We start from the raw sequence: 13,427 nt of genomic DNA, 5'->3' as shown, positions 1-13,427 counted from the left end.
CTACTATGACATCTGCTGACTTCTCACGGCTAGCTTTACTCCTTGCCTTTCGCAACATAGCTATTCGACAAGTCCGTGAGACCTCCTCGGATAAGGGCATTGTCTTTCCATCTTATACCCACTTCATTTACACCAACCGTTCCGAATAGCTATGGGACTTTGATTTGTATAGCAATCTAATCCACGGTCATATGCCTTGTATGAAGTTTCTGTACGTTAGGTCAGATGTTTGCCGCCGGCTTCTTTCAGATTCCAACTCACGATGGACACCCTTGCCATTGGCTAGGTAATTCCCGCTATTAGGGCTTACTAGGGACTTGCACCCATTAGACAATGCTCATGCCGAGCATACTATAAAGATGGGGCGGGTTCCTTTTACGGAACTCGCCCCTCTTGCTTAATATTCCATCGAGAAGGTGATGCCTCTTCGCATCATATCCTTCACGGTTGGCTTCAGTCTTGTCAGGAAGCTCTCCCATGAACGGTTTTTCTGGAAACTCCATCCTGCCTCTGCCAAGGCAAGCGAACGAGGATATGCCTGATAGTAGATGCGCTCAGGCGAGTTGATACACTCGCTCCACAGGGTTCCGGCTACACCGAAGAGATTGTTCTTCTCGAAATCCTCGCCCATTCCCCAGGCTGGATCCAAATCGTAGGTTGCCTTCAGAGAAGTAACCGGCATACCCCAGTTTACCTCTGGCATATCGCCCTTCGCCATCGGATAGTCGAAATAGCAATGCTCTCCCGGACAGAGCAGGATGCGGGCATTGTTTTCTACAGCTGCCACCAAAGCTTCCTTGGTTAAGCCGGCACGCCATGCAAAAGTGACACATCCTGGCTGAATCTTCTTGAAATCAGTCTCATACCAGAACATCGGAGTCTTGTGATACTGGGTACGGAGCAAGTCAATAATGCGGTCGAAGAGATAACCCTGCAACTTCCAGTTTTCCGAACGGTCGGTAGAGGTGATGCCGAGCTTCTTCTTCAATGCCTGACACTTAGGACAGGTGGTCCAGCAGTCGAGTGCTGGATTTCCAGCCTCGTCGCCACCCAGATGGATGTACTCAGATGGGAAGACATCAGCCAGCTCCTTGAACACATTGCCCAGGAACTCGTAGGTAAACTCATTTCCGGCGCAGAGCAGTTCATCCGATACGCCGCAGGTGGTGCGGATAGGCTTTCTCACGCCCTTGCAGGTAAGTTCCGGATAAACGCTGATGGCAGCCACTTCATGACCCGGCATCTCAATCTCAGGAACCACCTGGATATGATACTTGGCACAGTAGGCCACGAAATCGCGCATCTGTTCCTGGGTGTAATAGCCCTTGATAGGCATCAGCATATCGTCCATGCCCCAGCGGCTGCTCGCTTCGGCAGTGAGACGGGGATATTTCTTGATTTCGATGGTCCAAGCCTGGTCATCCACCAGATGCAGATGGAGCATGTTGAGCTTATAGCGTGCCATCTCCGGAACGAATGCCTTCAAATCCTCGTATGGAATGAAGATGCGGCATGGGTCTACCATCAGCTCTCTCACATGGGTGCGAGGCTGGTCTTTTACCACCAACTGAGGGATGGCGTCGCAGCCTATCTTCGAAGCATCGCCACGAAGCAGCTGGTCGAAAGTCATCAAGCCATAGAATACGCCCGTTGCGGTCTTGCCCTTGATAACCACACCCTTCTGCTGTATTTCCAGGGTGTATGCCTCCTTGTCTGGAAGGCTCTCGTCCAGGGCGAGGGTCATGGTGAGCTGACTGCCCTGCTTGGCGTTTCCGCCCTTCCTGCCATTCTTGCCATAGGCATCCAGCCCGCCAGTTCTTTCCTTCAGGATTCTCTCGGCATGCTCCTGCTCGTTGGCCAATCCGTCGGCAGCCACCACCTTCCAGTTTCCTGCCACCTGCAAAGGAGCCGCCTTGGCATTCACCTTCAGTTCCATCGGAGTAGGAATCAGACAAGCTTCGGGGTTGCAAACTTCCCTAGCCTGCTTCACCTCGCCAAAGAAAGCGTTCCAGCCTGCCGCCTTGCGATAGAGTTTCTCGCTGCCCCTTGGCATCACCAGTTTCACACCACGCATATTGATTCCCGAGAAAGCCGTAGCGGCAGCCTTTGGCGGAATCTTGGAATTTACCTTGATGAGCTTAACTCCTTCAAGATTGGCAAAAGCGAACTCACCCAACTCTGGAGCACCATTGATAGTAATGGTTTTCAGCTTCTTACAGCCCGAGAAGGCGGCAGCGCCCACCTTGGTTACACCCTGCGGAATCACCACTTCCTGCAGGTTATCGCAGGCAAAGAATGCCTGACTTCCTATTTCCTGCAACTGATTTGGCAGGATGATATGCTGCAGATGATGACGGGAATGGAAGGCGTTCTTCGGGAGAACGGGACAGGTAGCCTCGCTCAGGTCGAGGTCTCTCAACTGCCAGGCGAGATCGCGAAGCTGTCGGAAATCGGAATTTCTCGTGGTTGTCAAAGTTCCTGTCAACTTCAGGTTAACAGCTGCAGATTTCTTCTCGGCACTCAAATCTTTCATGTTGGCAACGGTCTGTGCCGACATGGAAGAAGCCAACAATGCCAAGACTGCAAAAGAAATAAATTTTCTCATACACTAAATGGTTTAAAGGTTTTATATTCTATTATCATTATTATTTCATACGAAATGAATCTTTCTGCCGCTTTCCACGAAGGTGGAATTAACCAGGTCGATGTCTTTCCACATCGCCCACTCCTGGTTCAGATCGGCAAGTGCTGCCACATCTTCGCCACTCGTAAAGAGGCGCTCTATCATCACGCCATAAGTGAGATGATCTATCTTCTCTATCGGATGCAGCACGATAGATTCCTCGAAGCTTCCTCTCTTCTCCAACCTTATCTCTACCAGCAACTTAGCCTTCAAGAGTTCGCTCACAGCCCTGTTGATGAGCTGCTGCGGAATCCTCGTTATCTGATGCATCTGCTGAGGCGAATAAGCCGGTTTACCCTCGTTGAAGTGATGGCAAACCAGATGCATCACCACGGCGCAGACCTTGATGCGGTGCTCCAGCTTCACATGGTCGTACTTCAAATCCAGATCGTAATGATGCAGATTCTGATTGGTATAGCAGAGCAAGGCTCCGAATACCACTATCGCCCATGAAATCTGAAGCCACAGCAGGAAAAGCGGAATTGCTGCCAGCGAACCGTAGATGACGTTGTAGCTGGAAAGGAACACCTGCAGATAGATGTAGCCATACTGCAATGCCGTCATGCTGACACCAGCCAGGAACGATGGCACCAGGGTGCTTCGAAACCGGATATAGGTGTTCGGAATCACGCAATAGCAGAACACGAAGAAGAAGAACATCGGGACGAATGCCGCCAGATGCAGGAGAAACGACGGAATCGCCTCGCCCATATCAGCAATCTTGTCTACATCGTCTATCACATTCACTGTCCATACATTGATGAACGACGCAAAGAGTATCATCATGCCCAAGCCGAAGAGGATGGTTGGATACTGGGTAACAATCTGCTTCCACGAACGCTCGCCCGTATGCCAGATGTCGTCGAAGGTAAGCTCTATCTTCTGCATCAGCGAGATGATGGTATAGAGAAACATCACGATACCCGTACCGATGATATAGTTGCTCTGCGTGTTCTCTATGTAATTATGAACGAAGTTCACGATAGTCTGAGCCACAACGGGTTGCGCCTCGAAAGTGCTCGAAATCCACGATTCGAGCAGGGCGGTGTAGCCGAAGCCACGGGCAATGACAAACATCATCGCCATAAACGGAATCAGCGCCATGAACGAGGCGAAGGTCAGCGCCGCCACATCCCTAGCCCACATATCCTTGACGTAGAAGATGCGACCAGCGAGCATACCCATCTTGATCCAAGACTTCAACTTGCCCCGGAAATCCTGGATATTGGAAGAATTGAACTCCCTGATATCCTCGTAAAAGCCTATGATTCTGTCTATTATTCCCATTAGCTATCGGTTTTCATTGTCTTCAAGCAACAAATCCCCTCACAACACCATTCTGATGCCATGAAGGGATTTGCCTTAGTATTTTGCTTAAGTTGCTACTTTATGGATTAGTAGAACTTGAAGTAGTTGCGAGCGTTGTTGTAAGAGATGTCCTCTACCATGCGAGAGAGGCTCTCCATGTCGTTAGGAAGCAAGCCCTTCTCTACATCATTGCCGAGGAGGTTGCAGAGCAAACGACGGAAGTACTCGTGACGTGGGTAGCTGAGGAATGAACGAGAGTCTGTCAACATACCTACGAAACGGCTCAGGAGACCCAATACAGAGAGTGCGTTCATCTGGCGGGTCATACCATCGAGCTGATCGTTGAACCACCAGCCAGAACCGAACTGAATCTTGCCTGGGCAAGAACCATCCTGGAAGTTACCCAGCATAGTAGCGATTACCTCGTTGGCACATGGGTTCAATGTATAGAGGATAGTACGTGTCAACTTGCCCTCCATGTTCAACTCGTTCAGGAAGCTGCTCATAGCCTTGGCTGTGGTGAACTCACCGATAGAGTCGAAACCTGTATCAGCACCCAACTTGTTGTACATCAATGTATTGTTGTCGCGGATAGCACCATAGTGGTACTGCTGAGTCCAGTCGGCAGCGTGATCCATCTCAGCGCAAACCTTCAGGAAGGCATGCTTGTACTGGCGGATTTCGAGAGCAGAGAGCTGCTGGCCGCGCATAGCCTTGCCGAAGATAGTCTCAATCTGAGAATCGGTGTATGGCTCATCGTAGAACTCCTCGATACCGTGGTCACTCAACTTGCAACCATTCTCAGTGAAGAAGTCGTGACGCTTCTGCAAAGCATCTACCATATCCTGGAATGTAGTGAGGGTAACACCAGCTACCTCACCCAACTTGTTCATATACTCAGCGAAGTCTGGCTTCTCGATGTTCATCGCCTTGTCAGGACGCCAAGCAGGAATCATCTTGATTTCGAAACCGCTCTCGCGGGTCTGCTTGTGGTAGCGCAGGTCGTCGATTGGGTCGTCTGTTGTACAAACGCACTCCACGTTGTAGTGGCGCATCAAGCCGCGGGCGCTGAACTCAGGCAGCTGCAACTTCTCGTTACACTCGTCGTAAATCTCACGGGCAGTCTTTGGGCTCAGCTGCTTGTCGATACCGAAGGCAGTCTTAAGCTCCAGGTGAGTCCAGTGATACAGAGGGTTACGGAATGTATATGGTACAGTCTCTGCCCATTTCTCGAACTTCTCCCAGTCGCTGGTGTCAGTACCTGTGCAGAAGCGCTCATCTACACCGTTGGTACGCATAGCACGCCACTTGTAGTGGTCACCACCGAGCCAGAGTTCTGTAATGCTCTTGAACTTGTGATCATTAGCTACCATCTCTGGGATGAGGTGGCAGTGATAATCGATGATTGGCATCTTAGCCGCATGATTGTGAAAGAGGTCCTGCGCAGTCTTTGTGTCGAGCAGGAAATTTTCATCCATGAATTGTTTCATAATCGTTATAGTAGTTTTAAATGTTGAATTACTTTTTTTATTATTACGATCTATTTTTTATTGTTACGATCTATTTCCTTCATTCGTGTTGCAAATATACATCTTTTTTCTGAAAGAAGCATGAAAACAGGAAAAGATTTACGATAAATTTACTTAAACGATTACGTTATATAGCAACTTATAACGGAAAGGTCCATCTTTATATGATGATTCTCGTCTTGTGATAGTTCTCACGGAACTCACTAGGCGAGCATCCCTTCTTCTTCTTGAAGATGCGGTTGAAGTTGCTCAGATTGTTGAATCCGCAGTCGAAACCGATTTCGCTGATGCTCTTGGCTGTATCCACGAGCATTCGGGCGGCATAGCCCAGGCGAAGGTCGATGATATATTCCGAAATGTTTCTTCCGGTATGCAACTTGAAGAAGCGGCTGAACGCACTTGAGCTCATGCCCGCCATGGAGGCGAGCTGAGGCAAGCGCAAATCATCCATATAGTTCTTGGAGATGTAGTTCTTCACCTTCAGGATGCGGCGACTGTCGTCTTCCACAGCCACCTTAGCATAACTGGAGGATGCCAGCGTGCGGGCACCTTCGCATTTAGAAAGCTCGTAGAGGATGGTGAGAAACTGCTGAACGGCGTAGAATCCATCCTTCACCGAACTCAGCGTATCCAGCTTCTCATATACCTTCATGATGCCCTTCATCGGGAAGCAGAGTCCCTTCTTCGCCTCCTGCATCATTCGGGTGATGCTGGCGTAGGGATTTCTGCCGAAAAGCGTCTCCTCACCCATGCTGAAGTCAAACTGGATGGTTATCTCGCGGATGTCCTCGCTTTGGCAGCCGTTCTGCTCCCAAACATGCTCCAAGTCGGCAGAAGTAATCAGACAGAGGTCGAAATCGCCGATTATCTCCTGCGAATCGCCCACGATGCGCTTCACGCCAGCTGCGTTCTCTACAAAGTTAAGTTCATACACAGAGTGGTTGTGGATAGGATACGTAAACTCCTTCTTGTGCCTGTCGGCAATGTAGAGCACGTCCTTTCCCATCAGCGGTGTAATCTCATGAATAATCTTTCTGTCTTCTGCCATAATGCATAGTGATTAAATGTTCAGTGTCTTCAAAATCTCGCTCATCTTCTGCTTGGTAGCGATGCGGGTAGGTACCAGCGGCAGGCGAAGCTCGTTCTCGATGAAGCCCATGTCGTTCAAGAGTGCCTTCACGCCGGCAGGGTTACCGTCTACGAAGAGCAGACTGTAGAGTTCGGTGAAGGAATGATGAATCTTGCGGGCTGGTTCGTACTCGCCGCGGAACTCCAGACGGATCATGCGGCTGAAAGCCTTAGGCAGCGCATTTCCGATAACGGAGATGACGCCCGCAGCACCACTTGCCACCATTGAGAAGGTGAGCGCATCGTCGCCACTGATTACTTCAAAGTTGTCTGGCTTGTTCTTGATGATTTCATCCACCTGCTCCAGGCTTCCGCTAGCCTCCTTCACGGCCACCACGTTAGGGAAGTCGCGGGCGATGCGGCAAGTAGTTTCAGGCTTCATGTTCACACCTGTTCTACCCGGAACATTGTAGAGCACGATAGGCAGCGGACTCACCTGAGCGATAGCCTTGAAGTGCTGGTATAAGCCTTCCTGCGATGGCTTGTTGTAATAAGGGCAGATGCTGAGGATACCGTCGATGCCCTTCCAGTTGGTGTTCTTGATTTCTTCAACCACGGCAGCGGTATTGTTTCCACCACAATATTTCAAAATCTTAACGCGACCCTTGTTCACGTCGAGAACTAATTCTGTGATCTTGTCTTTCTCTTCCTGGGTCAGGCATGGAGCCTCACCAGTGGTGGCAAGGATGCAGAGGAAGTCTGCACCATTGTCAATTTGAAACTCTACCAATCTCTTGAGAGACTGATAATCTACCGAACCATCGGCCTTAAAAGGAGTAATGAGGGCAACACCTAAGCCCCTGAATATGTTCTGTGCCATAATCTATAATTTCAAAATCGTTGGCAAAAGTACACAATTATTAGCATATTGCAAAATAAAATCGCACTTTTCTTTCAAGATTGTATCATTTTTGAAAATATTCTGTATTATTATACCAAATTTCACGTTTTTTTAGTAACTTTGCACCCGAATTTAGAGAAAAAAAGAGAATGAGATATTTTATATTCTTTGGTTACGACGGAACCAATTATCACGGCTGGCAGATTCAGCCCAACGCCAATTCGGTGCAGCAGGAACTGCAGCGCGCCCTCTCCATCCTTCTCAGAAAAGAGATAGAGGTGGTGGGAGCCGGAAGAACCGATACGGGGGTGCACGCCCGGAACATGGCAGCGCATTTTGACTTCGAAAGACTCCCGATGGAAGCTGACCAGCTGGTGTATCGTCTGAACAGAATCCTGCCACGCGACATCGCCGTCTATGAAGTTCGGGAAGTAGATGCCGAGATGCATGCCCGCTTCTCTGCCACCTCGCGTACCTATCATTATTATATCCATACGCGCAAGGATCCCTTCGAGCGCCACTATTCGCTGCAGATGAACTACCCGCTCGATTTCGAAAAGATGAACCAGGCGGCGCAGCATTTTCTGCACCACGAAGACTATGCGGCTTTCTGCAAGGCGGGCGGTGACAACAAGACCACCATCTGCCACGTTTCAGCAGCCCGATGGGTACAGACCTCGCCTACCACCTGGTATTTCGAGATCACCGCCAACCGCTTTCTCCGTAACATGGTAAGAGCCGTGGTGGGCACGCTCATCGATGTGGGCAGGGGCAAGATTACGATGGATCAGTTTCTCGACATCCTGCACAATGGCAGCCGCAGCGATGCAGGCGAAAGCATGCCAGGCAACGCACTGTTCCTGGAAGATGTGGGGTATAATTAAAACAATACACGATTTAAATTAAAACAATAAATATAAAACAACTACTATGTGGTTAGTATTAGCATTTCTCTCAGCAGCGCTGCTGGGATTCTATGATGCCTTCAAGAAGAAGGCGCTTTCAGGTAACGCAGTGATTCCCGTGCTCTTTCTGAACACGCTCTTCTCATCGCTCATCTTCCTGCCGTTCATCATCTTGAGCTATACAGGAAATTCGCTAGATGGAACCATGTTCCATGTGGCTGAAGGTGGATGGGAAGTTCACAAGTACATCGTGCTCAAGAGTTTCATCGTATTGAGCAGTTGGATTTTCGGTTATTTCGGCATGAAGCATCTGCCCCTCACCATCGTGGGACCTATCAATGCCACCCGCCCCGTGATGACGCTCGTGGGCGCCCTGCTGGTTTATGGCGAGGTGCTCAACCTCTACCAGTGGATTGGCGTCATCCTTGCCGTCATCTCCTTTGCCATGCTTTCGCGCAGCGGCAAGAAGGAGGGCATCGACTTCAAGCACAACAAGTGGATCTACTTCATCGTGCTGGCTGCCGTGCTCGGAGCGGTGAGCGGACTCTACGATAAGTATCTGATGGCTCCACCCGAGAATGGCGGTGTGGGACTGGACAGAATGATTGTGCAGAGCTGGTACAACATCTACCAGTGCTTCCTCATGGGTGCGATGCTCCTGATGATATGGTGGCCTACCAAGAAGAACTCCACCCCATTCCATTGGCACTGGAGCATCATCTTCATCAGCATCTTTCTTTCGGCAGCCGATTTCGTTTATTTCTACGCATTGAGTCTGCCGGGTGCCATGATCAGCATCGTGAGCATGATTCGTCGTGGTTCGGTCATCGTCAGCTTCCTCTTCGGAGCCGCCATCTTCCACGAGAAGAACCTCAAGGCGAAGTTCATAGACCTTCTCCTCGTTCTGCTCGGAATGCTCTTCCTCTATTTCGGAACGAAGTAAAAGTTCTATGCCAGCACGCCCTGTAAGGGCAGAAGCTCCAGAAGCAGCACGCCCTGAAAAGGCAGAAGCTCCAGAAGCAGCACGCCCTGAAAGGGCAGAAGCTCCTAGCCCAGGGCAGCACCCTGGGTTAGAACCAGCAACAACAAAGTCGCCCTGAAAGGGCAAAAGCATTCACATCAGAAGCTTTTGCCCTTTCAGGGCGACTTTCTATATATACCTTATACCCCAGGGTGCTACCCTGGGCTAGGAGCTTCTGCCCTTACAGGGCGTGTGGGGGATGCCTTACCCCCACATGTTTTTACCAGATATGCGCACGCTTGTTCTTTGGAACAAAGAGCTTGTCGCCCTTCTTGATATTGAATGCCTTATACCATGAATCCACCATTGGCAGGGCACCGTTTACACGAGCCTCGTTTGGTGAGTGAACATCCACGGTCATCAAGTACTGCAAGTACTCAGGACGGGCGTTGCCAGCCCATACACGAGCCCATGCCAGGAAGAAACGCTGCTCAGGAGTGAAACCATCCTTTACACCCAACTTCTCTGTCTTCATCACGTTCTGAAGCGCACGGAAGGCGATGTTCAAACCGCCGTTATCACCGATGTTCTCACCCAAGGTCATCTGGCCGTTCACCTTCTTGCCAGCCAGCTCAATCTTGTTGAAGTGGTCTACCAGAATCTTGGTGCGCGCCTCGAAGTTCTTCTTGTCGGCTGCTGTCCACCAGTTGTGCTGGTTGCCGGTCTTGTCAAACTGGCTGCCCTGGTCGTCGAAACCGTGGCTCATCTCATGACCGATTACGCCACCGATACCGCCATAGTTCATCGCATCATCGGCTGAAGGGTCGAAGAATGGAGGCTGCAGAATGGCAGCAGGGAAGCAGATCTCGTTGGTTGTAGGGTTGTAGTAGGCGTTGATAGTCTGAGGAGTCATGCCCCACTCCATCTTGTCCACTGGCTTGTTCACCTTGCGGGCGATGGCATCCTTGGCAAAGAACTCAGAGATGTTGCCCATGTTCTCGTAGAGCGAAAGACTGTCGTCTACCTGCAAGCCGCTATAATCCTTCCACTTGTCAGGATAACCAATCTTGATGATGAAGTTCTCCAGCTTGTCCTTAGCCTGCGCCTTGGTAGCCGCACTCATCCAGGTAGCCTCGTCGATGCGCTGAGCCAGGGCTGTCTGAAGATTGTGAACCAGGTCGAGCATACGCTTCTTGCTGCTCTCTGGGAAGTACTTCTCTACGTAAATCTTACCGATAGCCTCGCCCAAAATGCCGCTCACGGTACCTACGGCACGCTTCCAGCGAGGACGGTCCTGCTGAACACCGCTCATCACCTTGCTCAACTCGAAGGCTACGGCACGGAAATCATCGCTCAACACACTGGTAGCACCTGCGATAACCTTGATTTCGGCGTATGTCTTCAAATCATCCAGAGATGTCTCGGCAAGCACCTTCTCCACCTCGTGGATTGGCTCAGGCTGACCCACGCAGATTTCCTTGAAAGCAGGGAAACCGGATGCCAGGAACACGTTACCCCAGTCGATGCCAGGATAGTCGGTAACCAGCTGGTTGTAAGTCATCTTGTGATAGTTCTTGTCGATGTCGCGCAGCTCCACCTGACTGTAGCTAGCCTTGGCAATGCGGGTCTCGATAGCCATCACTGCCTCCATCTTCTTCTGTGCGGTGGCCTCGTCGTTGCCCACCATCTGGAAGAGCTTCTTCATGTAAGCCTTGTAAGCCTCACGAATCTTCTTGGTCTGGTCGTCGTCGTTCACGTAGTAGTCGCGAACGCCCAGTCCGATGCCGCCCTGGCCCACCTGAACGATGTTGTTGGCTGCATCACGAAGGTCTGCATCTACGCCGATGCCAAACATCATGGTACCCTCGCCACGGAAGTCGAGCTGAGCGGTAACCAACTGATACTCACGGCGGTCCTTGATGGCTGCGATGCGGTCGAGAGTTGGCTTGATAGGCGCCCATCCCTCCTTGTTCAGGCGAACGCTGTCCATACGGAGGTTGTAGAGAGAACCGATCTTCTGGCCCAGCGAACCCTTCTGCTGTGGCTTGGAAGCATATTCCAGGATGATGTCCTGAATGCGCTTCTGGTTCTGCTCATAGAGGTCGGTGAAGGCACCGTTGTCGGTATGCTCGGCATCCAGCGGATTGTTCTTCATCCAGTTGCCTGCGGCATAGCGATAGAAATCAGTTCCTGGCTTGATGGTAAGGTCCATGTTGGCCTTGTCGATGCCAGAGCCCAACTTTTCCTGCTGGGCGAAAGCTGTTGTTGCGCTGAGCAACAAAGCTGCAAATAACACTTTTGTTTTCATTATTGTTTAATTGAATTGAATAATCTATTTTCGTATCAGGGCGAGACCGGCGAAGGTCAGGGCACCATTCAGCATCAGGAGCTCGTAGCCGAACTTATACCCCGTGAGCTGCGAGGTAAGGGTATCGATGGCGAAGCAGATTATCGGACTCGCCACGCACACCCAGGGCGACCAGCGGTCGTTCACCTCCCGCCTGGTGAGCAGACTGAAGGCAAACAAACCCAGCAGCGGACCATAGGTGTAGGAGCAGAGGATATAGATGGCATCGATGACGCTGGTAGAGTTGATAGCCTTGAAGGCGATGATGAAGACCATGAAGACCACAGCCACCAGCAGATGCATGCGCTTGCGCAGCTTCACGTCGTCCTTCCTGCCCAGGATATCCACGCAGAGACTCGTGGTGATGGCCGTGAGTGCCGAATCGGCACTCGAAAAGCTCGCCGCCACGATGCCGATGGTGAACAATACCACCACCAGGGTTCCCATCACGCCCGATGCCGCAAACATCGGCAGCAGATCGTCAGGAGCCTCAGGCAGAGGCACGCCCTGCTTCTGCGCCAGCATCATCAGCAGCACACCCAGACTCAGGAAGAGCAGATTGGCGGGCACAAAGGCGAAACCATAGGTGCACACATCCTTCTGCGCCTCCCGCAGCGACTTGCAGGTAAGATTCTTCTGCATCATGTCCTGATCCAGTCCCGTCATCACGATGACCACGAACACGCCGCTCAGAAACTGTTTCCAGAAATTCTGCTTCGACACCCAGTCGTCGAAGACGAAGATGCGCGAATGACTGTCGTGGGCTATCGCCTGGATGGCTTCCGCCGGCGTCATGCCCAGGGCAGCCACCACCTGATAGATGATGAGGATGAGAGCGGCAAACATGCAGGTGGTCTGGAAGGAATCCGTCCACACCAGGGTCTTGATGCCGCCCTTTCGGGTATAGAGCCAGATGAGCATCACCATCACGGGTACCGTAAGCCAGAACGGAACGCCCACCCCGTCGAGCACGAAGCGCTGAAGCAGGATGCAGACCACGAAGAATCTCACCGCCGCCCCCGTCATCTTCGACAAGAGAAAGAACGAGGCGCCCGTCTTGTACGACCTTTCGCCCAACCGCTGCTGCAGATAGCTGTAGATGGTGGTGAGGTTATACCGGTAGTAGATGGGGAGCAGGAGGAAACCCACGAGGAAATAGCCCACGATGAAACCGAGGCACATCTGCAGATAGGTCATATCAGTCTTCATCACCATGCCGGGCACGCTGACGAAGGTGATGCCCGAGATGGAGGCTCCCACCATTCCGAAGGCTACCATATACCAGGGCGAACGCCTGTTCGCCCTATAAAATGTTTCGTTGCTGCTGGCTCTCCTTGCCGTGAGGTGACTGAACACCAGGAGCACGCAGAAGTAAGCCAGAATTGTTACAATGATAATCATTTCTTCTCTTATATCTTAAATTCCGCTACAAAGGTACTGCATTTTAGGCAAATAACAAAATTTTTCGGCCTACTTAACAAAGATATAACATAAAAGCGAAGAAAGATAAGATAACGGGAGAAAAAAGATAAGAAGTAAATCTGAGGGGTATAAGGGATATAAGGGGTACAGAGGGGTATAAAAACAGAAAACCTCCGAGAATCACTTCTCAGAGGTTTCAGCGGTGCGTACGAGACTCGAACTCGTGACCTCCTGCGTGACAGGCAGGCATTCTAACCAACTGAACTAACGCACCAGATTTTTCATTATGGAGGAGTCAAATTA

Annotated in this window: 9 protein-coding genes and 1 tRNA gene; 2 read left to right on the top strand and 8 right to left on the bottom strand. The window is 50.9% G+C overall.

Features of this window, described 5'->3' with window-relative positions; translation table 11 throughout:
- Window positions 1-397: 397 nt before the first annotated feature.
- The 5 genes from V8Z93_RS08910 to dapA form a co-directional block, all read right to left on the bottom strand.
- Entirely contained in the window at window positions 398-2,605 is a 2,208-nt protein-coding gene (locus V8Z93_RS08910) for a family 20 glycosylhydrolase (protein WP_439431297.1), read from the bottom strand.
- A 45-nt stretch (window positions 2,606-2,650) separates the two neighbouring features.
- Entirely contained in the window at window positions 2,651-3,970 is a 1,320-nt protein-coding gene (locus V8Z93_RS08905) for a YihY/virulence factor BrkB family protein (protein ID WP_439431296.1), read from the bottom strand.
- Between the two features lie 107 nt (window positions 3,971-4,077).
- The gene (gene uxaC, locus V8Z93_RS08900) at window positions 4,078-5,481 is read right to left on the bottom strand and encodes a glucuronate isomerase (protein WP_439431295.1); all 1,404 of its coding nucleotides are present in this window, start codon (window positions 5,479-5,481) and stop codon (window positions 4,078-4,080) included.
- A 199-nt stretch (window positions 5,482-5,680) separates the two neighbouring features.
- Window positions 5,681-6,568, bottom strand: coding sequence for an AraC family transcriptional regulator (locus V8Z93_RS08895; protein ID WP_203038953.1), 888 nt, complete (start codon window positions 6,566-6,568; stop codon window positions 5,681-5,683).
- A 12-nt stretch (window positions 6,569-6,580) separates the two neighbouring features.
- Complete coding sequence (dapA, locus tag V8Z93_RS08890) at window positions 6,581-7,468, bottom strand: 4-hydroxy-tetrahydrodipicolinate synthase (RefSeq protein WP_203050161.1); 888 nt, start codon at window positions 7,466-7,468, stop codon at window positions 6,581-6,583.
- Window positions 7,469-7,638: 170 nt separating this feature from the next.
- Between dapA and truA the strand changes: the two genes are divergently transcribed.
- Both truA and V8Z93_RS08880 read left to right on the top strand, forming a co-directional pair.
- A complete protein-coding gene (gene truA / locus V8Z93_RS08885) occupies window positions 7,639-8,373 on the top strand; it encodes a tRNA pseudouridine(38-40) synthase TruA (protein ID WP_439431294.1) in 735 nt (244 codons plus the stop codon).
- Between the two features lie 46 nt (window positions 8,374-8,419).
- Complete coding sequence (locus tag V8Z93_RS08880) at window positions 8,420-9,337, top strand: DMT family transporter (protein WP_203038947.1); 918 nt, start codon at window positions 8,420-8,422, stop codon at window positions 9,335-9,337.
- A gap of 298 nt (window positions 9,338-9,635) precedes the next feature.
- Here V8Z93_RS08880 and V8Z93_RS08875 read toward each other — a convergent pair whose 3' ends face one another.
- The 3 genes from V8Z93_RS08875 to V8Z93_RS08865 form a co-directional block, all read right to left on the bottom strand.
- Entirely contained in the window at window positions 9,636-11,663 is a 2,028-nt protein-coding gene (locus tag V8Z93_RS08875; protein ID WP_439431293.1) for a M13 family metallopeptidase, read from the bottom strand.
- A 24-nt stretch (window positions 11,664-11,687) separates the two neighbouring features.
- Window positions 11,688-13,103: a sodium:solute symporter gene (locus V8Z93_RS08870; RefSeq protein WP_439431292.1), complete on the bottom strand. Its 1,416-nt coding sequence runs from the start codon at window positions 13,101-13,103 to the stop codon at window positions 11,688-11,690.
- A gap of 221 nt (window positions 13,104-13,324) precedes the next feature.
- Window positions 13,325-13,398, bottom strand: a tRNA-Asp gene (locus V8Z93_RS08865).
- Window positions 13,399-13,427: the final 29 nt, after the last annotated feature.

Source organism: Segatella copri, from assembly GCF_051861805.1.
Taxonomy (GTDB): Bacteria; Bacteroidota; Bacteroidia; order Bacteroidales; family Bacteroidaceae; genus Prevotella; species Prevotella copri_M.
The sequence above is the reverse complement of the archived record's forward strand: the minus strand, read 5'-3'. Positions and strand labels throughout refer to the sequence as shown.